The sequence below is a fragment of the Pseudomonas sp. B392_1p genome, from assembly GCF_052245235.1.
GTDB classification, from domain to species: Bacteria; Pseudomonadota; Gammaproteobacteria; order Pseudomonadales; family Pseudomonadaceae; genus Serpens; species Serpens gallinarum.
The window spans coordinates 220364-246071 of record NZ_JBQPXM010000003.1; the positions used below are offsets into that span (position 1 = coordinate 220364).

At 56.5% G+C, this 25708-nt stretch carries 19 protein-coding genes; 12 read left to right on the top strand and 7 right to left on the bottom strand.

Annotated features, from left to right (window positions below; translation table 11 throughout):
* Positions 1 to 168 precede the first annotated feature (168 nt).
* Positions 169 to 690: a CinA family protein gene (locus ACTV8E_RS05575; protein WP_251835972.1), complete on the top strand. Its 522-nt coding sequence runs from the start codon at positions 169 to 171 to the stop codon at positions 688 to 690.
* On the opposite strand, the gene ACTV8E_RS05580 is transcribed toward ACTV8E_RS05575, so the two are convergent.
* Both ACTV8E_RS05580 and ACTV8E_RS05585 read right to left on the bottom strand, forming a co-directional pair.
* Complete coding sequence (locus ACTV8E_RS05580) at positions 687 to 1985, bottom strand: tyrosine-type recombinase/integrase (RefSeq protein WP_273535113.1); 1299 nt, start codon at positions 1983 to 1985, stop codon at positions 687 to 689. The genes ACTV8E_RS05575 and ACTV8E_RS05580 overlap by 4 nt on opposite strands.
* Positions 1986 to 2244: 259 nt before the next feature.
* Entirely contained in the window at positions 2245 to 3741 is a 1497-nt protein-coding gene (locus ACTV8E_RS05585) for a catalase (protein WP_443198797.1), read from the bottom strand.
* Between the two features lie 446 nt (positions 3742 to 4187).
* Here ACTV8E_RS05585 and ACTV8E_RS05590 point away from each other — a divergent pair, with 446 nt between their 5' ends.
* Genes ACTV8E_RS05590 through ACTV8E_RS05630 form a run of 9 tightly spaced genes read left to right on the top strand, consistent with a single transcriptional unit; the run spans position 4188 to position 15769 of the window.
* The gene (locus ACTV8E_RS05590; protein WP_273535111.1) at positions 4188 to 5342 is read left to right on the top strand and encodes an outer membrane beta-barrel protein; all 1155 of its coding nucleotides are present in this window, start codon (positions 4188 to 4190) and stop codon (positions 5340 to 5342) included.
* Positions 5343 to 5369: 27 nt separating this feature from the next.
* Entirely contained in the window at positions 5370 to 5903 is a 534-nt protein-coding gene (locus ACTV8E_RS05595) for a polysaccharide biosynthesis/export family protein (RefSeq protein ID WP_251836159.1), read from the top strand.
* Positions 5903 to 8128, top strand: a complete 2226-nt coding sequence (locus ACTV8E_RS05600) for a GumC family protein (protein ID WP_443198798.1) — start codon at positions 5903 to 5905, stop codon at positions 8126 to 8128. Before ACTV8E_RS05595 ends, ACTV8E_RS05600 begins: the two co-directional genes overlap by 1 nt.
* Positions 8129 to 8134: 6 nt before the next feature.
* Complete coding sequence (locus tag ACTV8E_RS05605; protein ID WP_443198799.1) at positions 8135 to 9520, top strand: undecaprenyl-phosphate glucose phosphotransferase; 1386 nt, start codon at positions 8135 to 8137, stop codon at positions 9518 to 9520.
* Positions 9521 to 9526: 6 nt separating this feature from the next.
* On the top strand, positions 9527 to 11335 hold the full coding sequence (locus ACTV8E_RS05610; RefSeq protein WP_443198800.1) for a WecB/TagA/CpsF family glycosyltransferase: 1809 nt from the start codon (positions 9527 to 9529) through the stop codon (positions 11333 to 11335).
* Complete coding sequence (locus ACTV8E_RS05615) at positions 11332 to 12459, top strand: glycosyltransferase (RefSeq protein WP_443198801.1); 1128 nt, start codon at positions 11332 to 11334, stop codon at positions 12457 to 12459. The genes ACTV8E_RS05610 and ACTV8E_RS05615 overlap by 4 nt, the downstream gene beginning before the upstream one ends.
* Positions 12446 to 13735, top strand: a complete 1290-nt coding sequence (locus tag ACTV8E_RS05620) for an O-antigen ligase family protein (RefSeq protein ID WP_443198802.1) — start codon at positions 12446 to 12448, stop codon at positions 13733 to 13735. Before ACTV8E_RS05615 ends, ACTV8E_RS05620 begins: the two co-directional genes overlap by 14 nt.
* A gap of 8 nt (positions 13736 to 13743) precedes the next feature.
* Positions 13744 to 14682 carry a glycosyltransferase family 2 protein gene (locus ACTV8E_RS05625; protein WP_443198803.1) on the top strand — a complete coding sequence of 313 codons (939 nt, stop codon included), beginning with the start codon at positions 13744 to 13746 and terminating at the stop codon, positions 14680 to 14682.
* Positions 14683 to 14728: 46 nt separating this feature from the next.
* A complete protein-coding gene (locus ACTV8E_RS05630; RefSeq protein WP_443198804.1) occupies positions 14729 to 15769 on the top strand; it encodes an acyltransferase family protein in 1041 nt (346 codons plus the stop codon).
* 100 nt (positions 15770 to 15869) lie between these two features.
* Here the strand turns inward: ACTV8E_RS05630 and gorA are convergent, their stop codons facing one another.
* Complete coding sequence (gorA, locus tag ACTV8E_RS05635) at positions 15870 to 17225, bottom strand: glutathione-disulfide reductase (RefSeq protein ID WP_273535250.1); 1356 nt, start codon at positions 17223 to 17225, stop codon at positions 15870 to 15872.
* Between the two features lie 80 nt (positions 17226 to 17305).
* Between gorA and ACTV8E_RS05640 the strand changes: the two genes are divergently transcribed.
* Positions 17306 to 17728, top strand: coding sequence for a VOC family protein (locus ACTV8E_RS05640; protein ID WP_443198805.1), 423 nt, complete (start codon positions 17306 to 17308; stop codon positions 17726 to 17728).
* 97 nt (positions 17729 to 17825) lie between these two features.
* Here ACTV8E_RS05640 and galU read toward each other — a convergent pair whose 3' ends face one another.
* The 3 genes from galU to ACTV8E_RS05655 form a co-directional block, all read right to left on the bottom strand.
* Positions 17826 to 18665, bottom strand: coding sequence for a UTP--glucose-1-phosphate uridylyltransferase GalU (gene galU / locus ACTV8E_RS05645; RefSeq protein ID WP_251835960.1), 840 nt, complete (start codon positions 18663 to 18665; stop codon positions 17826 to 17828).
* A 177-nt stretch (positions 18666 to 18842) separates the two neighbouring features.
* The gene (locus ACTV8E_RS05650) at positions 18843 to 19781 is read right to left on the bottom strand and encodes a DNA replication terminus site-binding protein (RefSeq protein ID WP_443198806.1); all 939 of its coding nucleotides are present in this window, start codon (positions 19779 to 19781) and stop codon (positions 18843 to 18845) included.
* A gap of 229 nt (positions 19782 to 20010) precedes the next feature.
* Complete coding sequence (locus tag ACTV8E_RS05655) at positions 20011 to 22311, bottom strand: multiheme c-type cytochrome (protein WP_443198807.1); 2301 nt, start codon at positions 22309 to 22311, stop codon at positions 20011 to 20013.
* A 455-nt stretch (positions 22312 to 22766) separates the two neighbouring features.
* On the opposite strand from ACTV8E_RS05655, the gene ACTV8E_RS05660 reads away from it, so the two are divergent.
* On the top strand, positions 22767 to 24437 hold the full coding sequence (locus tag ACTV8E_RS05660) for an arylsulfatase (protein ID WP_443198808.1): 1671 nt from the start codon (positions 22767 to 22769) through the stop codon (positions 24435 to 24437).
* 104 nt (positions 24438 to 24541) lie between these two features.
* On the opposite strand, the gene ACTV8E_RS05665 is transcribed toward ACTV8E_RS05660, so the two are convergent.
* Positions 24542 to 25549, bottom strand: a complete 1008-nt coding sequence (locus ACTV8E_RS05665; protein ID WP_443198809.1) for an AraC family transcriptional regulator — start codon at positions 25547 to 25549, stop codon at positions 24542 to 24544.
* Positions 25550 to 25708 lie beyond the last annotated feature (159 nt).

Below are 25708 nucleotides of genomic sequence, written 5' to 3' on the forward strand. Positions count from 1 at the left end.
TTCCAGGCGTGACATCGCAATGAGGAGTCTCCCCATCCTCAGTCCTGACTGGCCAGTCGTTGAGAAAGTTTCGCTGCCCTCCCCAACGGTAGTGGCGTCTGTCGGGTGAACTTGCCAGGCCTGCTGGGCATCCATAGCCCATGCCACCCAATCACCGGGAGATCTCGTATGCGCAGCCTTGAGAACGTGGTCGAGTTTCTGCAGAGAAATCAGCTGATGCTGACCACGGCCGAATCCTGCACCGCAGGCCTGATGACCGCGATGCTGGCGGATATCGCTGGCTGCGGTCGGGTACTGGAAAGCGGTTACGTGGTGTATTCCGTGACGGCTAAACGCGCCTGCCTGGGGGTCAGTCTGGAGACGATCAAGACCTTTGGCTTGACCAGCGAAGAAGTCGCCCGGGAAATGGCCGCGGGTGCCTTGCGTATCAGTAGCGCAACCATTGCGCTGGCCAACACCGGCCTGGCTGAAGCCGATGATGAGTCGATGGACGGCGTCGTGTGTTTTGCGTGCGCCATGGGTCTGGAGGAAAACATCAAAGTGGTCAGTGAGACCGTCAAGTTCGACGCCCCGCGCAATGAGGTGCGCAAGGCTGCGGCGCGCCATGGGCTACAGCATTTGCCGGCGTATTTTCAGCGCCTGCAGAATGCCGGCCGTGGACCGCAGGATGATTTAGGGGTCATTCCTTAGGAGTCTTCCTTGATGCGCAGATTTTTCACCGAATGCGCCCGTTGCTCATCCAGGGAGTTGTAATAGGTGTTTTGCGTAGTGCTCAGGCTGTTGTGACGCAGGTCGGCCTGGAGATCCTTCATGTCGCGACGCGGCGCATCGAAGGTGGCCGAGGTATGCCGCAGCCAGTGCAGCGAAGCTGAACGCAGGTGATCGACTTCATCGTTACTCCATCCTTCGGCAAGCATGCGTTCCAGCGACCGGTCGAACACCTCCTGCAGTAACAGCCTCAGATGCCGGTCAGAAAGCCCGCCGCGGCCTTTGAGGGTGGTCAGTAGCGGGTGGGTTTCATGGGGCGAGGGCAGGGCAGGCAGCCCCAGGTGGCGTCGATAACGGGGCAGGTAATTCTGGATATAGTCATCGCGCACGCTGATTTTGGCCGCTTTATTGCCTTTACCGACCACATTGAACCACCAGTTGCCCTGCGTATCCTTGCGAAAATCACCCATGGTTGGCTCCCAGTTGTCCCGGCCCACCAGGTCGGACACGCGCAGATACATGGCAAACAGCGTCGTAAGGATGAACAGGGTGCGCTCGTAGGTTTCATCCTCATCGGCCATTTTTTCCGCCGTTTCGATCACGTAGCTCCATTGCAAGGGCGTGAGCGAGCGTCCGGCGACATCCAGAGTATTGCGTTGTTTGTACACCGATTTCTGCTTGACTGCGCGGAACGGGTTGACCTCGGTGAGGCCCTCATCAATGGCGTGCTGGAAGAAGCTACCGCACACGGCAAACACCTGAGCCACGGATCCTTGGGACATTTTATAGGGGCGTTCGGCGAGATCCTGGGCGGCTGTGCCATCCAGGGTCCGATTGCGTTTGGGCACAGTGACACTGAACGGGCGCCAGGCTTCGTTGACTTGATAGGTGTCCGATTCCAGCTTCTTGCGACCGCCAATGCGCACAAAACGTGACTTGACCATGGGGCCGACCCAGTCCTTGGGAGGCCGCAGGCAGAATTCCATGAATGCTTCGGCATCGCGTCGGCGCAGTTCCAGCAAGGGCTTGTTGGCCACCAACAGTGCCCATAACAGCAAGCGCTCGACATGGGTCCGGTAAGAAGTAAACGTCGTCTCGTTGCCTGCATACGACTTCAAAAAACCGCGAACGGCCTGGTAACCCTCGAACGCCAGCAGCTCGGGCGCAAAGCGGCCCAGATAGTCACGCACAATGGGCAGCTCTTCGGTGAACTGTTGAAAGTTCAGCTCCAGGAAGCGGTGGTAGGTTTCGAATAAGGGAAACGGGACTTTGGGCATGGGGCGTTTTTCTGGCAGTGGCTGGCTTTGGATCACGCACCGCATGGTACGGCAAAACACGCAATATGCAATATCCGGGTCTGGTGATTATCGGATATTGCATATGCTTTCTTTAGTAACAGTCTCTTAACAAACGCCTCTTCTCACGGCTGTCGTTCTTGTCAGCGCACTTTCATGACTACGGCTCCGCGTTTCGCACTGCACGCATCATTGACCGTAGCTGCGCGCCGCCAGCACCACCGCCGGCGGCGTCCTCGCATTACGCTTCGCTCATGCCCGCGGCTGGTTCCGCCGCCGCGCCGGTTCGAACCTTCTCCTCGATACGCCGGCCCACATCAGGATCGATGTGCTTCCAATAGTCCAAGGCGCGTTCGAGCACTGGGCTGCGTACGCCTCCCAGCAGACTGCCCGACACCGTTTCCACGAGGCGGTCCCGTTGCGCAGCGTCAAATACCTCACGCACCAATGCGCCCGGTTGTGAAAAGTCATCGTCTTCGGCGCGTAACGTATAGGCGTCACGCACCATTCCACCATCAGTCTCCCAGCCGTTGTCGACCTGTCCCGTTTCATCGGCCCAGGATCGCCCGGCCGAATTCGGCGCATACACGGGTTGGTTGCCGCTGTGCGCGTAGGTCATCTGCCCATCGAACATATAGGTATTTACGGCAACCTTTGGCTGGTTGACCGGAAGCTGGTGGAAATTGGTCCCAATGCGGTTGCGTTGCGCATCGTTATAAGCGAAAGCACGGCCCAGCAGCATCTTGTCAGGTGATAGGCCAATACCGGGAACCAGGTTGCCCGGCGAGAATGCAGCCTGCTCGATCTGGGCAAAAAAGTTATCGGGGTTGCGGTTAAGCGTCATGACGCCGACATCAATCAGCGGGTAATCGCTGTGCGGCCAGATTTTGGTGAGATCGAAGGGATTGATGCGGTAACCCTTCGCATCCTCGTATGGCATGATCTGGACCCGCAGGTTCCAGCTGGGAAAATCGCCCTGGGCGATGGCTTCGAACAGGTCACGGCGATGATAGTCGGCATCCCGACCGGCCATCTCCATGGCTCCGGCGTTGGTGAAGAACTCCATGCCCTGCCGCGTATGGAAGTGATATTTGACCCAGAACCGCTCGCCGGCCTGGTTTACCCACATGAACGTATGCGAGCCATAGCCGTTCATGTGCCGCCAGGTGCGGGGTAGCCCGCGATCCCCCATCAGATAGGTGACCTGATGGGCGCTTTCCGGGTTGAGGGTCCAGAAATCCCATTGCATGTGGTTGTCGCGCAGGCCTGAGCTCGGTAGCCGTTTCTGACTGCGAATGAAGTGAGGGAACTTCATCGGGTCACGCACGAAGAAAATAGGCGTGTTGTTTCCCACCAGGTCGTAGTTACCTTCACTGGTGTAAAACTTCAGTGAAAAGCCACGCACGTCACGCCAGGTATCAGGGCTTCCGGCCTCCCCCGCTACGGTCGAAAAACGAGCAAGCATTTCGGTCTTGCTGCCCGGCTGGAAAAGCGCGGCCTTGGTATAGGCACTGATGTCACTTGTGGTCTCGAAGACGCCGAACGCACCGGCGCCTTTGGCGTGGGGCTGGCGCTCGGGCACTTTTTCTCGATTGAAGTGGGCCATCTGCTCAAGGAAATGTACATCGTGAAGCAGGATGGGACCGTCGGGATTAATGGTTAGAGAATGGCGGTCACTTGGGGCCGGGGCGCCCGCGCCGGTTGTTGAACGTGAGCCTTCGTATTTCTGTTGACCCATCTCAGATTCTCCTGAGTAGTCCAGAGGATTGGCCAGCGAAGCGCAATCACAAAAAAGCATCGCGTGCCCTGATTACCCATGCATCAGAGTCATCATCTTAGACCCAACAGTCGCGATCTCGGCAAACCACCCTAACTGCATTCATTCACTGCTACCGTTGATCGGCTGAAACGCAATCAAGCCGTTTCGTTGCGGTCTGCTAAGTGCCTCCTTCCTTCTGCATTGCTGGATGGCATGGTTTTGAGTCGGGTGCGGCTTCGCCAGCGAAGCTCGACTTACCCGACCGGCTTGGGCCGAAAACCGCCGTAAGCAGCAGTTCCCGTTTTTACCACCCCGTTCTCAGGGATCAACGAGCAACCTTGGGGCGGTAGCGTGCCCGGCGGCACGCAGTCAGTTTCAACGACTTGCAAGGACGAGCCGACAGGACTCAAGCAATGGATATGCTTATGAAAAAAATCAGGTTCCCATTCGTGTTAATGATGCCTGTGCTGCCTTTGACAGCCTGGTCCCTAGAGCCACAGCCAATCAACGTATTGGGCTTTCAATTTCTGCCCACGCTCAGTCTGGCTGAAACCTACGACGACAATTTTCGCGAACTGGCTTCTGACGAAGCATCCTCGTGGATCACCCGCATAGCCCCGGGTTTTCAGTTGATCGCCGAAGATCGCAACAGCGCTCATCGCCTGATTTACGCCGGTGTTCGCAACAGTTACCACGATGCCGATGGGGCCAGTCATACCAATCACCTGGCCCGGCTCGACAGCATCATGGAGTTCACCGATCGCCACCGCCTGGACCTGGAAGCAACCTACCGCAAGGCTGAAGAAACCACCTCCACCGCGGCACGAACCGAGAACGACAAATTTCACAGTCGCTCGCTGCACGGCCTCTATGCCTTTGGCGCACAAAGCGCACGCAATCGCTTGAAGTTTGGCGCGAGCTACTCAGAGTTGCGCTACGACAATCGCGGCTTGCTCAACGCCGACAAGGAACGGGACACCACGGGTCTGAGCACCGCCTGGTTTCACCGCCTTGGTGGCAATACCCGCACACAGGTTGAGGTCCGCCACACCGATTACGACTACAAGCTCGCCAACAATCCGCGCAACAGCACTAACACCGCCATCCTGGTTGGCGCCACGTGGGAGGCTACGGCCAAAACCACCGGCAAGGTGCTTGTCGGTTATGAGCAGAAGGAGTTCGACGACGATCGACGGGACGAGCTGAAAAGCCCGATGTGGGAAGTGGGTATCGATTGGGAGCCGCGCAGTTATTCAACCTTCAGCTTGAAAGCCCGGCGGGCCTTCGACGAAGGCGACGACGGCTCCGATGCCATCCAGGCCAGCAGCGCCTCCCTCGCCTGGCGACACCAATGGATTGAGCGCGTGACCACCAACCTCTCGCTGGGATTGGCCGAGTATGTATACGAAGGCCAGGACCGCGACGACGATCTGCTCAGCGCCGGCCTGGAACTGATTTACAGCCCGCGACGCTGGCTCGATGTATCGCTGGGATACCGCTATCGCGATAACGATTCCACCGTTCCGGACGAACGCTACCAGCGCAACATCTACAGAATCAGCGTTGCTGGCAGCCTTTGAGCCCCTCTTGCGGAGCCTCTCATGCTCATGATCAGCCGAATTCTACTCACTCTCCTGATGGCCCTGGTGCCGGTACACACGGGCCTTGCGGATGGCGACGCGCAATATCGGCTGGCTTCGGGTGACGTGGTACGCATCAGCGTATACGGCGAGGCGGACCTGAGCTTCGACCAGGTTCGCCTCAACGATGCGGGCACCTTTTCGTATCCCTTTATCGGTCAGGTCAAGGCGCGTGGGCTAACTCCCAACCAGATCGAGCAGCTGATCACCGACAAGCTCAAGGAGGGCTATCTGGTCGAACCCAGGGTAACGGTCAGCGTGATCACCTACCGGGAGTTCTACATCAGTGGCGAGGTACAAAAACCCGGCGGTTATCCCTACCAGCCTGGCCTGACGCTTGATCGCGCCATCGCGCTGGCCGGCGGCCTGACGGAACGGGCTTCGCTCAAGCGCGTGACCATCGTACGTGGCCAGGGCGAAACCCGAATCGCCGAGAAAGCCACCATCGACACCGCCATCCTTCCCGGCGACACCATCACCATCGCGCAGGGCTTCTTTTGATGAACAGTGTTCAAGGTTTCAGCGAGGACCATCGTGGGCTGGCACGCATTGCCAATGAAGACGATGACGTCATCGATGTGATGAAGATCTGGAATGTGCTGTGGCAGGCGAAGCTGTATATCGCGGCCCTGGTCGTCATCGTCTGCCTGGTGACGGCCGCAGTGCTCGTCAACCTCACGCCCCTCTACAAGGCCACCGCCACGCTGCTGATCGAAAAAAAGACGCCCCAGGTCCTGACGTTTCAGCAGCTTTATGATCCTTCCGCCAGTACCAGCGAGTACCTGCAGACTCAACTGGCGCTGTTGAAGGCCAGGGCCTTGGCCGAACGTGTCGTCAAGGGCTTGAACCTGACCACCCACCCGCTGTTCGATCCAAGGCAGCAGCCCGCTCCGCTCGTCGATGTACGGGGCTGGTGGCGTAACCTGCGCACCGACATCGATGAGCCTGTTGTTGCACCGGACGAAGCCGCCATTGCAAAAGGCGTTACGCACCGTGTGATGCAGAGCATGAGCGTGCAAGTACTGGACAAGAGCCAGTTGCTGGCCGTGCATATCGAAATCCCCGACCCTGTTCTGGCCGCCGAGATGGCCAATGCGTTTGCCGAAGGATTTATCGCCAGCCAGTTGGATGCCTACATGAGCCAATCATTGTCTTCGGCTGACTGGATGAACTCCCGCCTTACCGAGTTGCGCGACACGCTGCGCAGCGCCGAAAGCCGCTTGCAGGCTTACCGGGAAAGCGAAGGCCTGGTGGACGTGGACGGTGTGGCCACGATCAGTGCGGATGTGCTGTCCATGACCGGCAATCGCATGATCGACGCACGCCGGCAGCGCGCCGAAGCGGAGAGCCAGTATCGCCAGGTGCAGGCCATGAGCGCCGGCGGACTGCAGCGCCTGGCCAGCGTGCCGGCGGTGTTGGGCCATCCCCTGATTCAGCAGTTCAAGGCCGAAGAAGCCAAGGCCCGCGCCAAGGTGGAGGAGCTGTCGCGCCGCTACGGCGACAAGCACCCGAACATGATCTCCGCCCGCACGGAGCTGGCTGCGGCGACTGCCAGCCTGCATGCCCAGGTGCAGCAAGTCGTGGCCGGCATCGAACGCAACTATCAATTGGCCCAGGCCAACGAGGACTCACTGTCGCAGTCGTTTACCGACAACAAGGAGCAGATCCAGGAAATTTCCCGCAAGGAATTCCGCTTGCGCGAGCTGCAACGCGAGGTCGACAGCAACCGCGTGCTCTACGAGACCTTCATGACGCGCCTGAAGGAAACCGCCGCCACTTCGGACATCAATGCCGCCAATGCGCGCGTGGTTGACCGGGCCCTTCCTCCCGGCATTCCGAGCAAGCCGAACAAACCCCTGATTCTGCTGATCGCTGCCGTGGCCGCTACTGCAACCGGCATCGTCCTGACCTTCGTGCGCGAGGGCCTCAACAACACGTTCCGCAGAACCGAGGAAATCGAGACCAAGCTCAACATTCCGGTGCTCAGCATTATCCCCTTGGTGCCGAAAAAGACCCGCCACCAGCTTTCTCACATGTTCGAACGTAACGAGGACAGACGCTTTTGCGAGGCCATCCGCAACATGCGCACCGGGCTGGTGCTGGCTGACCCCGATACTCCGCGGCAGATCATCCTGGTCACCTCGTCCGTGCCGAACGAAGGCAAGAGCACCGTGGCCAACAACCTCGCCTTTGCCGTCGCGCATATCGAACGTGTCCTGCTGATCGAGGCCGACCTGCGCAGCCCGACCCTGGCGCGCAACTTTGATTTCCCGGTTGGCGCCCCAGGCCTGGCGGATCTGATCGCCGGCACCGCCAGGTTCGAGAATTGCATTCGTACCATTGGCAAAGTCAGCATGCTGCCTGCCGGGATGATTCCGACCAATCCCCAGGAACTGCTCTCCTCGCCGCGACTGGTGAAAATCCTGCGCACTCTGCAAAACCGCTATCAGCGGATCATCATCGACTCTCCGCCGACCCAGGTGGTCAGCGACTCGATGCTGCTGGCCACCCTGTCCAGTGCTGTGCTCTACGTCATTCGTGCCGAGAGCACGCCCGTCTCGCTGGTTATGAAAGGCGTTACGCAGTTACAGGACAAGGCGCCCATCGTGGGTGCCGTACTGAATCAGATCGACCTGAACAAGGCGCGCAAGTACGGCTACTACTACGAAAACTATGGCTATTTGGCCGCAGCGGAAAAAATCACTCATCAACCCTCGCGGATTTGATATTCGATGGCTCCGCAACACCGCAATCTGATCGCCAAGCGCCGCGGGCTGACCTTCTGGACTCAGTGGGCTGCGGGTATGCTGCTGGTGTGCTTGTTGCTGACTCTGGTGGTACAGGCGCGTTACGGCACGCTCCTCAGTCAGTACCGCGTGCTGGGCATCCTTACCCTGCTCGGCTCGGTGCATGTCTATGCGTTGCTGCAGGTTTATCACAAACGACACCGGCTTCTTTCCGGATTGCTGCGTCTGCTGGCGGGTTGGTTCTTGTTGATCGGGAGCCTGCTGGCAATCGCAGGTGTAACCCACACCCTGCATCACTATTCGCTCGATCTGGTGTTCAGCTGGGCCGTCCTGGGCTTCGTTGCCCAGGTGCTGAGCTACGTGCCGCTCCATCTGATGAATCGCCTGCATGCCCGCAAGCTGCGTAACGAAAGGCGCTCGGTAATCGTTGGGACCGGTCCCCTGGCGCAAGAACTGGCGAGGAACTTGAGCAAGCCGCACCGGGTGCCGCTGGTGGGCATGATTGCCACGGAAAACACCCAAGACGGTGTTGGTCTGCCAATTCTCGGCGAGCTGTCCGATCTGAGGGACATTCTGCAACAACAGCACATTCGTCGTGTTTACATCGCCCTGCCATTGAATGAAATGCCGCGCATCGAGAGCATTTACATCGACCTGTTGGATTTGCATGTCGATGTGGTCTGGATACCTGATTTTGGCAGCATGCTGCTGCTCAATCATTCGATCGCAGAAATCGGCCCCATTCCGGCTATCTACCTCAACGAAACGCCCCTCAGCTCACATCCGGGCGCCCAGCTAGGCAAAGAGATTTTGGAGCGTAGCCTGGCGGCGCTCGCCATTCTGCTCCTGAGTCCCCTGCTGCTGGCTGCCGCCCTTGCAGTCAAGCTGTCCTCCCCCGGCCCGGTGTTGTTCAAGCAAAAACGCCACGGCTGGAATGGCGAAGTCATCAACATCTGGAAGTTCCGCACCATGCGCGAACACCAGGACGATCAGGTCAAACAGGCGACCCGAGGCGATCAGCGTGTAACTGCCGTAGGCCGTTTCATGCGGCGCACTTCGCTCGATGAACTGCCGCAGCTGTTCAACGTGGTGGCCGGGGAAATGGCCTTGGTGGGGCCGCGTCCCCATGCGGTGCCCCACAACCTGTATTACATCGGCAAGATCCGCGCTTACATGGCTCGCCATCGAATCAAGCCGGGTATTACCGGCCTGGCGCAAATCACCGGCCATCGCGGTGAGACCGAAACCGTGGAAAAGATGCAGCAGCGCGTCAATCAGGACCTCCTCTACATAAACCAATGGTCGTTCTGGCTGGATTTCAAGATTCTTCTCAAAACGCCCTTCACGCTGCTTTCCAAGGATATTTACTGAGCGCAGATGTTTACACTCGACATTCTCGACAGCTATTCGGATTGCCAGCTGGACGGTGCCAGCTCGTTCTCTTTTTTGAATTTTGCATCCATCGGTGTCTTGTTCAACGCTACGCAGGAGGATTCCATGGCCTTCTTCTGCGACGGAATGCTGCTGTCATATTTTCTGTCGAAAGTAACGGGCCAGAAAATCGTCAGGGTCAGCTTCGACTTTACCTCCATAGCCCAACAGGTGTTTCAGCGCGCCGAATCGCAGCAAAAGAAGGTTTATCTCGTTGGTGCTCGACCTGCAGAGTTGGATCGCTTTATCGACAAGCTCAAAAAGCGTTTTCCCGCCTTGCTAATTGCCGGATACCACCATGGGTATTTTGAAGAGCAACAGGCAAAGAGAGTTTGCGCAGAAATTCGTGATGCTGGGAGCGACATTCTTATTGTTGGGCTGGGTGCGGGGCATCAAGAGCGCTTCATTCGTCAAGCACGCGCAAACGGTTTCACTGGCGTGGCTTTTTCATGCGGTGGATTCATTCGTCAGGAAGCCATGACCCCTGGTTATTTTTATCCGACCTGGGTGGATCGCTATAACCTTCGGGCCTTCTATCGCATGTACAGGGAGCCCCACACTATCAAGCGTTACCTGCTCGATTACCCCAGGAACTTCATGCATTTACTGGCCATGCTCGCCAGACGAAAAGTAGCCATCAACATTGTGCAATCAACTCCGGCCGTGGCCAGGATGCGCATCCTCTTCGTATTCAAGGATTTCAAACCCGACGGTGGAGTCGAGCGGGTTCAGCGGCAGTTGGCCAACCAGTTCTGCCTCGATGGCCAGCAGGTCACTTTTTTCATCATGAATGGCGAGCGGGCGGATACCGCTCCGACAGACACCATCAGGCAAATCGGCGAGCCCTGTAGTTGGGGAGTTTTCTCGGTTCTCAATTCCGCACTCAGTCTACGCAGGATCATCCGGCAACAGCAGGTCACCCATGTCATCGCCGCAAAGGAGTTGGCTAATCTCTGCACCCGGCTCGCCACCCTTGGCGGCAACTGCCGAGTCATTTATACCCGCCATGCGGCACTCGACAGCGCCGAACAGACGCTCAACCCGGCCTTGCTCGCTATTTTGTATTCCTTCTATCTGCTGGGGCACGGTCAGGTGGTCACCGTTTCCCATGGCCTCAAAGCGGGGCTCACACGGAGGGTGCCGTGGGGAAAAACGCGCATCAAACACTGCCCCAATGCAGTCGTCACTGAACAGTTGTCGGCCAAGGCCGCCTGCCCCCTACCCGCCCACCTGCCTTCAAACTACCTACTGGCGGTGGGCAGGCTTACCGAAGAAAAAGGCTTCGATCTTTTGCTGACCGCCTATGCCAAGGCGCTGAGCCAACGCCCACTCCCAGACCTGGTACTGGTGGGTGCGGGGCCTGAGCATGGCGCTCTGCACAAGCAAGCCGATCAGTTGGGTATTGCTGGTCGCGTGCATTTCACCGGATTTCTGAGCAACCCCTATCCCTTGATCAAACAGGCCCGGTTTTTTGTACTGAGTTCCAGGCATGAGGGATTGCCGACCGCTCTAATCGAAGCCATGGCGTTGGGTACACCGGTGCTTGCTGCCGATTGCGATACCGGCCCGCGTGAGCTTCTCGACAATGGCCGCTTGGGCATCCTGGTAAAAGCCAATGATGTCGAGGCCTTGGCGGAGGGGATTATTCAGGCCCTGAACCACAGCGACGGGCTCCGTGCTGCCCACCTTGAGGTCATACAGCAATACACAAGCCAGCAGGCGGCGCAGGCGTATTATCACGTGTGGAATCAATGAGAAAAAAACTGCTGATTATCTTGCAGGACTTGCGAGGTGGCGGCGCCGAGAAAATGATGGTGCGCCTGGCTGGCGCGCTTGCCGAGTTCGGGCATGACGTCACCCTTCTGACCTTGACTGCTGAAGGCGTCAATGCCGCTCACCTTTCACCTAACGTAAAGCGGGTTCATCTAGGCAGCTTACGTACTGCCAGTGCTTTGCCCGATCTGGCACGCTATTTACGAGCCCACCGGTTTGATGCACAACTGGCGGCTCTCACCCATGTCAACGTCGTCGCCATCCTGGCCGCGCTTTTCTCCGGGACCCTGGCCCGTCAGCATGTCAGCGAGCGTAATGCCTTTTCCCATGACAAATACGTCAATCCATCATTCAGTGTGCGCCTGTCTTATTGGCTGGCGCCGTTGTTATATCGGCTGACGCCCAACCCGGTCATTTGCGTATCCCGGGGCGTGGCTCAGGACCTGGTGCGCACCACAGTCGCCCGTGAGCGGGATGTCACGACGGCGGACAATCCGGTGCTGGACGATGATTTTCGCCAAACGCCGCCGCTATCGCCCGCGCACCCCTGGCTGGAGCATAAAGCCTGCCCGGTCATCGTTGCGGTAGGTCGGCTCGTGGAGCAAAAGGGCTTCGATACATTGATCACTGCCCTCGCCCGGCTCTCCGACCGCACGGTACGCCTGATCATCTTTGGCGAAGGTCCCTTGCGACAACAGCTGATTAACCATGCTAAGGCCGTCAGCGTTGCCGATCGACTCGATCTGGCGGGTTATAGCCCTGCCCCCCTGGCTGAAGTCAACGCTGCCGATTGCTTTGTCCTGTCTTCACGTTTCGAGGGCAGCCCCAATGTTCTGGTGGAAGCCATGTCCACGGGCGTTCCGGTGGTCTCGACACGCTGCCCCTACGGGCCTGAAGAAGTGCTGGTAAGCAGCCAGCTGGGAATTCTGGTGCCCGTCGATGATCCAGCTGCAATGGCCAGGGCAATTGATCAAGCCCTGAACCACAGTTGTGAACAAGCACGGCGAGCACGCATTGAAGCAGCAGCCCGCTTTACGTGTTCCAACGCGGCGAAAACCTATTTATCTGCCTTGTTCCGTAAAGAACCACGCGATGAAAACTCTTGAGATCAGACGTTCGACCTTGCGCGATGCGTTCGCGCTATTCGGACTGATTTTTTATATGAATGTCATTTATTTTTTCATGGCATTGAGCAGCAGCAGCCGATTGCGTGGCATGCAGAATGACAGCGAAGGAAATGTTGTAAACCAGGTGTGCGGACTGATTACATTTGCGGTTCCCTTATATCTCTTTATTAAGCATAAAATTTATTTAAGGAAAAGTTTCTACCAGCAAAACCTGGTGTTCATTTTTTTTCTGTCTACCGTGCTGCTCTCCGTCTTCTGGTCACATGAGCCTTCAATCAGTCTCAAGCGATTCATAGCCATGCTGAGCACGGTTTTTTTTGCTGGATTCATTGTTTATCACTACAGGGTTCAGCAGATAGCTTTTACCGTAGGTTGCATGATCGGGCTTTTTTCCTTGATGGGCTTGGCGCTGGCGCTGGTTTTTCCCGAACATACCTTTGCGCAGGAAGGCGCCCGCCAAGGCGCCTTCAAGGGAATCTTTCCTGAGAAAAACGCAGGAGCCCGGATCAACGCAATAGCCATTCTGCTGCTTCTGCCTTATGTCTATCGTCAGAACCGGCTGGCTCTGGTCTGCGCTTTCTTTTCTTTGGTAGCTGTTATCTTGGCAAAGTCAGCCACCGGACTGGTCTTGATTTTCGCGGGAGCCGCCAGTTACTGGTACTTCCTTACCTTGGTGAAACTACGCATCAATAAATCGCGCTCGGTCTTTTTAATTTCGACGCTGATTTATATTTTGATTTTCCTTCTTATATATGCGAATTATGAGCTTTTCCTTTCTACCTTGGGGCGAGACAGTACGCTCACAGACCGTACGCGCATTTGGGAGTTGCTGGCTCCGTCGATAGATGCGGAATATATCAAAGGCTATGGATTCGGTGCGTTCTGGTTCACACCCAGCGCCGACTACTTTCTCCAGCGCTGGGGCTACATCGGCAACGCACATAGCGGCTATAAAGAAACATTGCTTAACGGTGGAATCATTCAGCTGGTTGCTCTGATAGCTCTTTTTTTCCACGCTTTGCTAAAACAATACAAGATCATCAACTCCAGCTTCGCCACCCAATACCATGTAGGGGCCTTGGTGATTATCGCACTGATGATCATCTCAAACTACGTCGCGTATGTAATCCCCAACTACCGCTCTACTGAGTTCCTCATTTTTTGCATACTGATCATTTCGTTTCGAAACCCGTCTTCCGTCAGGAATGCGTACCTTGATGCCCAGAGCGTCCGGCTTTCTTCACCTCTGAGATAGGCCTTTTTATGAAGGGAGATCAATTCGAGCCTACAGTTTGCGTGATCATTCCCATGTTCAACGCAGCCGCCACGATTGGCAAAGCCTTGGAGTCACTGGCGCAGCAGACACGCCTGCCTGATCGCGTCATAGTGGTGGATGATGGCTCTACAGATAACAGCGCACAGACGGTCGAACGCCTTACATTCCCTTATGAATTGCTGTTGATACAGCAAAAAAACAAGGGCCCTTCGGCCGCAAGGAATGCCGGCCTATTCCGCGCCCATGAGACGCTGCTGGCTTTTCTGGATGCTGATGACTATTGGTTTCCGGAAAAACTGGAAAAACAGGTGAGCCTCTTCCAGGCACTCTCAAAGACCAATCACAACGTGGGGATGGTGGACTGTTTTGGATTGAGTCTGTTTGACGATGGCAGGAAATTACTGTTTGGCCACATCAAGAAGGGCAAGCATTTTTTTAGCTTCGTGAATAGCAACGTCATGAACGGAACATCGTCAGTATTGGTACTTCGACACGCTGTTGTAGAGTGTGGTGGTTTTGACCCCCATATACGCTTCGCTGAAGACAGGTGGCTGTGGACGCAAATTGCTGAACACTATGAAATCCACACCGTAGCGGAGATTCTCTACCACCGCCTCGTTGGCAAAAACAACATTACTGCCCATCCTGAAAAGACCTACGAGCACAAAACCCGTTTTATTGAGCTCTATCTTCGGCGCTACGGGAGCCTATTATCGGGTCAGCAAAGGCTTCAGTTCATACTTTCTAATCATGCAGAGTTTCTCGATGCTTTTTCACGAGCTGGCGCTCACCACAACGTCACAAAAGTTTACAAGGAAATGCTCAAGCATTCCTGGAAAACACTTTTCTTTCTAAAAGGTAAGAGCACACTTCGTTACATTCATTCAAGGACGATACTTCTAATGAGTCCATATTCGAGTGGATAGCGTGTAAGGTCTTGAATACGGGCTGCTGATTTTTGAAGGCCGCCTTATGAACACGTCAACTTACAAGGACACAAGGATTGAGTCTCTACGAGGTCTCGCGCTGATATTGATGGTCGCCGGCCATGTCATTGGCAGTTCTGCCTATTCGGGTATGAGGGTACCCGATGATTCACTATTACGTTACCTTTATGACTCTTTCGTTTATATACGAATGCCACTCTTTACAGCTATCTCTGGCTACGTTTATGCCTTGCGGCCCGTGACCACCTCCGGCTCTGTCCAACGCTTCTTGAAAGGTAAGACCTACCGCATTGCGATTCCGATGATTGTTGTCTCTTCACTGTTCTTCTTGGCGCAATCATTGATTCCAGGCACCAATGAAAAGCCTGACCATGAAAACTTCTTCGGCATATTTTTTTACGGGTACGCCCATTTCTGGTTTCTGCAGGCCATTCTGCTGATTTTTCTGGGCGTGATAGTGCTTGAGAAAGCTCGTATAACAAAAGGTTTTGCAGGCGCTTTACTGGCGCTATTCGCCTCGCTGCTTATTCCCGAGATATTTGAACAACCAATAAAACTTTTTAGCTTTTATAGAGCACTTGACTTGCTTCCTTTTTTTCTTCTCGGCCTCATAGCGTGCAGATTTCCTGAAAAGCTGGCCGGCATAATTCCACGTTTGATTTCAACATTTGCCCTGGCATTGATCACACTCCATCAGGCTTATCTATTTGGCCTGCATAACCTGCCCAATCATTGGATTGATCCACTGGGATTGGCATTAGGTCTTTGCGCCATCCACACCTTGATTCATTACAGATTCAACTGCATCCCTTTGATATTTTTGGGAAAATATTCCTTTGAGGTGTATCTGTTCCATGTGTTTGGAACAGCTGGCACAAGAATTTTGCTGAACAGGCTTGAAATATACTCAACCGTAACGGTGTTTACGGTCAGCCTGGCAGCGGGTTTGCTGATGCCGATTGCACTGAAGCTTCTGGCGCAACAACATGCCCTGTCTGATCTGCTGCTGTTTGGTAATAAACACGCAGTGACGGTGCCGCTTAGAAAAGCTGTATCAGGCTCTTAAGGTCTGAACGAAACGTCGGCAAAGATAGGCACTCTTTCCGTGCAGTGTCTTGAACAACAGCTCCTCTGCGAGGAGCTGCTTTCTTGCCTTTTAGGCAAGCTTAGTTCCGCGTGGCGGTACGCATGGTGACAAACTCTTCAGCTGCCGTAGGGTGGATCCCCATGGTTTCATCGAACGTCTGCTTGGTGGCACCGGCCTTCAGCGCCACTGCGAGGCCCTGAATGATCTCACCCGCTTCGGGGCCGATCATATGGCAGCCCAGAACGCGGTCAGTGTCGGCATCAACGATGATTTTCATCAGGGTGCGCTCCTGATCGTCGGTCAGGCTCAGTTTCATAGGGCGGAAACGGCTTTCATAGACCTTCACGCGGAAGGTTTTGCGCGCCTCTTCTTCGCTGAGTCCTACTGTGCCGATGTTCGGCAGGCTGAAGACTGCAGTCGGAATCAAATCATAATCGACAGGACGGTACTCCTCCGGCTTGAACAGACGCCGCGCGACCGCCATGCCTTCGGCCAATGCAACGGGGGTCAACTGCACCCTGCCGGTCACGTCACCAATGGCCAGGATCGACGGCTCACTGGTCTGATACAGCTCATTCACCTGAATAAAGCCTTTATCGTTCAGTGTGACTGAGGTGTTTTCCAAGCCCAAGCTATCCAGCATCGGGCGCCGACCCGTGGCATAAAACACGCAATCCGCCTCGAGCACCCGGCCGTCCGCCAAGGTGGCTGAAAGCGTGCCATCCGCTTGCTTATCAATGCGCACGATGTCGCTGTTAAATTGCAAATCCACACCGTTCCTAAGCATTTCATCACGTAGATGCTCACGCATGCTGTTGTCAAAGCCGCGTAGAAACAGTTCACGACGGTAGAGCAGCGAGGTTTTCGCGCCGAGGCCGTGGAAGATGGACGCAAACTCGACCGCGATATAGCCACCGCCGACTACCAGCACGCGCTCGGGAAGCTTGTCGAGGAAAAACGCCTCGTTTGAGCTGATGGCATGTTCATGACCGGGAAACTCCGGAACGTGAGGCCATCCACCCGTGGCAATCAGGATGTGCTCAGCACTATGCCGTTGTCCGTTGACCTCGACGTGATGGCCATCGATAAGTCGCGCGTGGCCTTCAAGGAGTTGCACACCGCTGTTCACTAACAGGTTGCGGTAAATGCCGTTGAGGCGCTGAATTTCCCGATCCTTGTTGGCGATCAACGTGCTCCAGTCAAAACGACTATCATCAATACTCCAGCCAAAGCCCTGGGCCTGGCGAAATTCCTGGCCGAAATGGGCGCCATAGACGAGAAGCTTTTTCGGTACGCAACCGACGTTGACGCAGGTGCCGCCCAGGTAGCGGCTTTCCGCAACCGCAACGCGAGCGCCGTAGGCAGCCGCGAACCGAGCGGCGCGTACACCACCGGATCCTGCACCAATGACGAAAAGGTCGAAATCAAAGGCCATAATCTTGTCTCCATAAACAGGCCAACAGCATACCCCAGGAATCCCTGGCAACGCCTGAAAACGGCTGTGGAGAGAGCATCATGCATCCGACCCTCACGCACCTTGCCCTGCATGTTCCAGACCTTGACGCCTGCCTCGAGTTTTACCGAAATTTCTGTGGGATGGAGGTTGTCCATGAGCGTGCCGGCAAAGGCTCACGCATTGTCTGGATCGCCGAGCCCGGCAAGGCTGAGAGCTTCATCTTTGTCATCATGCCAGGCGGCAACGAACGTCAGTTGGCGGCCGATGATTACAGCCATTTTGGTTTTGCCTGCGCGAGCCGCGATGAAGTGGATGCGATCGCCGAACGTGCCCGAGCGGCGGGTTGCCTCATTTGGGCGCCGCGAGACGAACCCTACCCAGTAGGTTATTACTGTGGTGTGCGCGACCCTGCGGGCAACTATGTAGAGTTCAGTTATGGCCAGCCACTGGGGCCAGGAGCAGTGCATTTGCCGTCGCTTTGAAGTGCCCCATGTCCGTCATGCAAAAATCCCCGGGAGAAGGCATTCTCTACCGGGGATTTTTTCTGAGGTATTTAACGGTAGTACTGAACACTGCCGATCAGAACGAGCTACCCGTCTTGTAGATGTGTTCAAAACAGAAGTTTGTCGCCTCGATGTAGCCTTCAGCGCTACCGCAATCGAAACGCTTGCCCTTGAATTTATAGGCCAGTACGCAGCCTTCTTTCGCCTGCTTCATCAGTGCGTCTGTAATCTGGATTTCTCCGCTTTTTCCGGGTTCGGTCTGTTCGATCAGGTCAAAAATGTCGGGGGTCAAGATGTAGCGCCCAATGATCGCCAGATTTGAAGGGGCATCTTCCGGCTGAGGTTTTTCGACCATTGAATGAACCCGCAAGATGTCGTCGCGTATGGTCTCCCCGGCAATGATTCCGTATTTGGAGGTTTCCTCGGGGGGTACCTCCTCGATGGCTACAATCGAGCAGCGGAACTGGTTGTACAGCTTCATCATTTGGGTCAGTACGCCATCACCTTCCAGGTTGAAGCACAGGTCGTCGGCCAACACCACGGCGAAAGGCTCATCTCCGATCAGCGAGCGACCACTCAGGATGGCATGGCCCAGGCCTTTCATTTCGATTTGGCGCGTATAGGAAAAGGTGCAGTTATCGATGAGCCGGCGAATGCCCACCAGGTACTTTTCCTTGTCGGTATTTCGAATTTGGTGCTCCAGCTCGTAACTGATATCGAAATGATCCTCGAGCGCTCGCTTGCCACGACCCGTGACCATGGCGATCTGCGACAGACCAGCTTCAAGAGCCTCTTCGACACCGTATTGAATTAGCGGTTTGTTGACCACCGGCAGCATTTCCTTCGGCATGGCCTTAGTTGCAGGAAGGAAGCGGGTACCGTAACCGGCAGCGGGAAACATGCATTTTTTGATCATGATCTTCCTAGAATTAAGGCATCGGCAGCGGCGAAGTATAGGTGGCTCTGAGGTTCTTACCATACGATGCTTATGCCCACCATTTCTCTGCGCCGTTTGTCGATGAATAGCCCCACAGCGACGAGATGCTGTGCACGCGCCAGAGCGAAAGGGCTTGCGCTGACCCGGTGAAGCAAATCAAGTCTTGTAGGTCGAGCTCACGTTTTCGATGACCTGGGCTGCAGTACTCTTTGTGGGTTTCACCTTCGTTGGAAGATAGAGATTCATGCGCGGAACGACACTAATCCGCGATTTGCGGTCCGGGCGCTCCGCCTGGCGATCGTTCCTGTCAAAATCTGCTAATTCGCGGAGTTTGAACCCGTCGCCCTGCCGAACAAAAATCGGCAAGCTGGCATGAACCATGGCGTCATAGCGAGTCTTCTCGGAGAACCAGAGCATGACTCGCGGATGTGGGGCCAGCTTCTTGTAGCGATGCAGCACGTCATCGTCATCCATATTCACTATTGCGCGCAGCTCCATGCCTGCAGGTGTCTGGGCCACGGACAAGTTTTCCGCCGCAGCCTGCGCCTGCGCACGGGTGAGCAACAGCTCTCGCACTGTGCCTACACGTACCTTTTCCGCTCCAGCCGTGTGGCCTGCCCACGTGAAAACCATCATCCGGGGAGCTGCATCGAAGACCTGGATATGCCTTGAGATCTGCATCATGGAAAAGGCCGGCCCGAGTGCCGATCGCAAGATACGCGGGCGCGCTGATTTGACCAGGTTCAATTCGAGACGGGTCCGCTCCACCGTTGCGATCAGGTCATCCTTCAATTGATTGATCTGGATAACCTGCTCGAGCACGCTGCGGCCCACAACAAAATAGCCAGGCAGGCGCATGACCGTGCCCGGCGCCTGACCGGACTCCCGCTCAAACTCCCCGTACGCCTGACGCGCAGCACTGATCGCTTCCTGCTTGCTCAAACGCTGCACGGCAATAACGTCTGGAGTTTTCTGCGTCTTCAGCAGAGGCAATCGCCACGCGACGCCCTCTTCAACCAAGGCTGGCCAGGTTTGATCAAAAGCCTCCAGCGCCTCCTTGAGCCGTGCATGGGCCGCACATATTTCACTGATCATCAGCTTCCTCCAAAACGCCCCCTTCCCTGTTCAACAGCGGGTCGCACAGGGGTTACAAACTAGGTCAAGAGTCAATGAAGGGGTGGTATTAATAGACAGGGAATATAGCACTTAAGCCTGTGGTTGGAAGAATTTAAGTGCTGATGCGCCAGGCCAAGGATATTTCGGCGGCGCCTATGACCAGCCGTTTAGCGCGAAGCATCGCTGGAATACAGGACCCTCCTTGGGCTCAACGCGGCGCCAAACGTGCTCTAACCTGCCGAACCAGCTGTCGGGCACGCGGTGCGTCAGGCGTCACCCGCATCAGTCGCTCGGCATAGGTCAGTGCCTCCTCCGTCTTGCCTAGCTCCAAGTGATAGGCAGCTGCCAACCAGAGAAGATCTGCCTCGTTTGGATTGGCTACCAACGCCCTTTCGACCACGACCAGCGCCTGGTGTGGCGACTGCGCTTGGAGGGCCAGCGCCAGAGCCAGCGCAAATCGGGGATCGTCCGATGCCAACCTTTGGGCTTGCCGAAAGTGCTCAAGTGCTTGAGTTTTGTGCTGTTGGCGTACCAGGCTCAGGCCGAGTGAATAATGCAGCAACGCCGATTGCGGACGCAGCGCCAACCCCTCGCGCAGCACCTGCGCAGCGTGCGTTTCACGACCGGCGCTGCGGTGCAACTCGGCGAGTTCCAAATAGGCTGCCTGATATAACGGGTCAAGGCGCAGCGCGGCTTGCAGATGTTCCAGCGCACCCGCGTCGTCACTCTGCCGGCGGCGCAGTTGCGCCAATTCGCTACGGGCGTCGGCTCGATCGGCGTTCAACTGCAATTGAGCCTCGTACTCAGCCAGCGCATTGGCAAAGGCTGGTTGCTGCGCCTCAGGCACTGGCGCATCAATCAGTAAACGCGCCACTTCGCTACGCACACTGCGTACGGGATCAGTCAATAAAGGCGCCAGCCACTTACCCCGCTGCCCTGCCGGCACGTGGGCGAAGGCGCCTAGAGCTGCACGACGTACCTGCGCGTCGGGGTCACTTAGGGCAGCGTACAGCGCTCGCCATTGCTCGGGCGCTTGCGGTCTTTGCAACCGTGCCGCGCTGCTTGCACGCACCAGCGCGGGCTGCGCCGGATCGTCAAGCAGCGCAGTCAAACCCGCCGCCGAGCCAGGGACACTGGCTTCGGCGTCAGCCCAGATTTTGGCAAATTGCTGGAAGCCTTTGGCTGGCTGCGAATAATGTTTACCGATGGCCTTGAGCGCCCATTCAGCCGATTTGTCCTGATGGCAAGCATTGCAGGCGTTGGGCGTACCCTGAGCGATGCTGAGATCCGGTCTGGGAATCCGAAAGCTGTGATCGCGCCGGGGGTCGATGACCATATAGGTGGTTTGCGGCATATGGCAGCTTACACACTGCGCCCCAGCAGAGCCGGCCGGGTGGAAATGGTGACGGGGGCTGTCGAAGTGTTGGGGTGAATGGCATTGGCTGCACAGTGCGTTGCCTTGAATACGCAACGCCTGGCTATGGGGGTCATGACAGTTGCTGCACGTCACACCTGCCGCATGCATCTTGCTCTGCTCAAAGGAGCCCGAGATGAAAACCTCTTCACGCTGCTGTCCATCCACGTGATACAGCCCCGGCTCCAGCAGCACCGGACTGTAGTGATCCAACAGCGGCTTGCCGGCATGGTAACCCTCGGCAATCTGGCTGCGTCGAGCGTGGCATTGGGCGCACACCTGCTGCTCTTTGCTAGCCTGCGCGGGGCTATCGCGATGTGCTGTTAACTCTTCAATGGACCGGCGCCAACTAACGCCTCGACGCTCATCCAGGATCAGCGTCAGGCCTTTGCGGGCGCCACCACCATCGCCTTTAGCCCAGGCCAAATGGTTCGACGCCGGCCCATGGCAGGCCTCACAACCCACGTTGATCTCAGCCCAGCGAGTAGCAAACGTATCGGTCTTTGGATCGTAGCCTTTGCGCAGGCCAGTGGAGTGGCAGTCGGCACACATATAGTTCCAGTTCTGCGAAGGACGGGTCCAGTGAAGCTCATCCCGATGGCTCACCGCATCATCGGGGTACAAGTGGAACCAGCGCTGCCCGCCTTCGTTGGCCGGGCGGCTATCCCAAGCAATCGACAAGGCCTGCAAACGACCGTCGGGAAATTCCACCAAGTACTGCTGCAGTGGATCAACGCCGAAGGTGTAACGGATCTCGAACTCGTCTAGCGCACCGTCAGCCCCGTCGGTTTGCACAAAAAAACGGCTATCACGGCGGAAAAAGCGCGACTCGACATCTGCATAGCTAAATCGCGCATCGTTGAAGTCCCCTAGCACGGTGTCGCTTGTAGCGTGCTGCATGGCATGCGCGTGCTGGGAGTTCTGCCAGGCTGCGAATTGTTGCTCATGGCAACCGGCGCAAGCCTGACTTCCAGCAAAGCCCAGCGCTTGATCGGCCAGTGCCGGTTGCCAGCAACTGGCTGCCACTGCCAACAGCGCCAGCACTAGGCGGACACTGAATCGACCGTTAACAAACAACAAAGGCGCGTTGAACATGGGACTTTTCCCGGCGGGCGAACATTGGCATACGGAACACTATGCTGCCGTTGACCCAGGCGCGCGAATAGCAGTTGTCGGCAATAGCTGCGCGCACATGCCAGTACCTGCGCAGAAGCGATAACACTCAATGGTGCAGCTTGGAATACTTCAGTCGAACAACAAGCAGCCTGGGAGATACCCCCCTATTCGTAACGCCGCGATGGCCACCGTGGCCGGCAGCACGGCGCAACCGTGCCGATAACCAAGGTCCTTGCGACAGAGCGTTGAACTGGATCTGCGAATTTTTATATCGCCAACGATTCCAAGGTGAAGCACCGCCCACGTCCGGAGAGGCAGCTGTACCCAAGGCCCGGGCAATTTGCGGCACCGCCCCGGAAATAGCTCAGAGGGCAACTGCTTTCCAGGCGATAAACCGGCCCTGTGGGGCCGTCAAAAAAAAGAGAAAACACAACATGAATCTGAAACGTTTAAGTCTTGCGCTCTGCCTGACGGGTTTGTGCAGCCTGAGTCTTCAGGCGGCAGAAAAGCCCAACATTCTCATCATCATTGCCGACGACCTGGGTTACAGCGATCTGGGCAGCTTCGGCGGCGAAATCGACACGCCGAACCTGGATGCCTTGGCCAGCGAAGGCGTGCGCCTGACCAACTTCCAGGCGGCGCCAACCTGTTCGCCAACCCGCGCCATGTTGCTCAGCGGCACCGACAATCACTTGGCCGGGCTGGGTAACATGGGCGAACTTCTGCAGGACTACCAGAAGGGCCAGCCAGGCTACGAAGGGTACTTGAATGATCGCGTCGCCAGCCTCGCCGAGGTCATGCAAGACGCTGGTTACAACACTTACACCGTGGGCAAGTGGCACCTGGGCCGCACCGAAGAGACCAGCCCCAAGGCGCGCGGCTTCGACCGTTCGTTCATCCTGGTGCAGGGCGGTGCCAGTCACTTCGATGATCAATTCGCGATCATCGCCGCCGACCCCAAGGCCATCTACCGTGAAGACGGCAAGCAGGTAGAGGCCCCCGAGAACTTCTTCTCCACCGAGTTCTATACCGATCGCATCATCCAGAACATCGAGGCGGACAAGGCCAACGGCAAGCCGTTCATTGCCGTTCTGTCCTATACAGCGCCGCACTGGCCTTTGCACGCTCCGGATGAGTGGATCGACAAGTACAAGGGCCGCTACGCCGAGGGTTACGAAGCTATCCGCCAAGAGCGACTCGAGCGCATGCAGTCCATCGGCCTGGTCGACGCTGGCGTAACCCCCAATACGCCTCTGGCAACTGCCCTGCCGACCTGGGAGCAGTTGAGCGACGAACAACGACAACGCGAAGCACGCAGCATGGAAATCTATGCCGCCATGGTCGACAACATGGACCACCATATCGGTCGTGTCGTGGACTATCTGCGTGACACAGGCGAGCTGGATAACACATTCATCCTGTTTGTTTCCGACAACGGTGCCGACGGCAACAGCCCAGTCGACCTGCCAGGCAACCGCGAGTGGCTGTCTACCGGCTTCGACAACAGCCTGGAGAACATGGGCCGTAAAGGCTCCTTCATCGGCTATGGAGCACAATGGGCGCAGGTGAGCGCTACGCCGCTACCTTTATTCAAAGGATTTCCGAGCGGCGGTGGCATCAACGTACCCGCCATCGTTAGCCACCCAAGCCTGAAAAGCCAAGCCGGGAAACTGGACGATAACTTCTACCACGTGATGGATGTAATGCCGACCCTGCTGGAGCTGGCGGGCGTGAAGCACCCGGGCAACACATTCCGCAATCGTGACGTCTACCCGATGCAAGGCATTTCGATGCTGCCTGGCCTGCACGGCAACGCCATGCCCGAGCGCGCGGTGGGCTGGGAGTTGTTTGGTCGGCGCGCCCTGCGCAAGGGCGACTGGAAAATGATCTGGATGGGCCCCCCTTACGGCACCGCCCAATGGCAGCTGTACAACTTGGCGGTAGACCCGGTCGAAGCCAACGATCTGGCCAAACAGGAACCCGCCAAACTGGCAGAGATGGTTGAAGAGTGGGATGCCTATGTCAAACGCAACAACGTGCTGCTGGGCGATATGAACTTCAAGTACGGTTTCGAAACCTGTCTGTACGAGTACTGCTTCAAGTAACACCTCGGGCATTGGCTACAGCAGCCTACGCCGGCCAATATTGAAGCCCCCTTTTACACCCCTCGAGAGCAATCTCCAGGGGTGTTTTTCATTGCCCAAGCAGCTCAGTGCTGCCGCGCCAAAGTCTTCGACGGCGGTTCACCAAATGCCTGCTTGTAGGCCGTGGTGAAATGGCTCGGCTGAGCGAATCCCCAACGGTGAGCCAATTCGGACAACTGCACTTCACCCGGCTGATGGCGCAGCAGTAAATCGCGGATGACTTTCAATTTGCAGTTCTTGATATAGCGCTGCGGGCTGGTCCCCAAACTAAGGCGGAACGCCTGCTCCAGACTACGTCGACTGGTGCCGCTGACTGACACCAGGAGGCTGATGCATAAGGGCTTCTCAAGGTGCGCATGGATGTAATCCACCACCCGTTTAACCGTGCCAGGTAACACGCTGCGCGGGGGTAAATTGCGGAGCGAAGGAATGAGATGCAGCAGGTTCTCACAAAATAAATGCTGTATGTGTTGTTGGCCGGCAGGGGTCGCCAGCAAGCCGACGGGGCTGGCAACTTCGCTATCGACCAATCGCAGCAAATTACCGAGACTGACCAGCGCCGGGTTATCGCGAGTAATCACCTGCGCCTGAGTGGAGGGGTTAGACATTTCTATCTGGTGATGGCGCATGACGTGCTCGGCCAGGCTCACAGTTTCCAGCGTCAGCACTACCGCCTGCGTGCCTTTATGCCACACCGCATCAACTTCGTACCCCGGGGTGAATAACATCATATCGCCAGCCCCGGCGGTATGGCCCTCAAGTAGGCTGGTTACGCTTCCGCGCACAGGCAAAATGGCATGCCAGTTAGCCAACGCCAAGGAACTGACTCTAACCTTTTGGCCAAAGTCTGCTCCGAACAGCTTCAGCTGTGGCATCGCCTGCAAGGTGAAATGAATGTCCGCTTCGCCTTCTGCACAGGGCTGCAAGTTGCGCTCTTCAATCTGGCTGCATAGCAAGGCCGCGGCTTCATCCAGGTTACGCGACGACAGCCACGGTTTTTTGGAAAACGGTAATCGCCCCAAGTCGGGTTGCCTGGAAGGCTCGCTATGGAAAGTCGTACGGGTATTTTGCACGCTGTCTCCCATATAGCGCGTTGTTTTTATTCCAGTCCGGCATTTCAGCCACCGTAAGGCGGAAACTCTGGCGAGTTTTGCAGGGGCTGTCCAGATCCTGCCGTCTTAATCCGGGATGCCATGGAAAGGCGAAGCATGGCCGAAAGCAACACGCGCTCC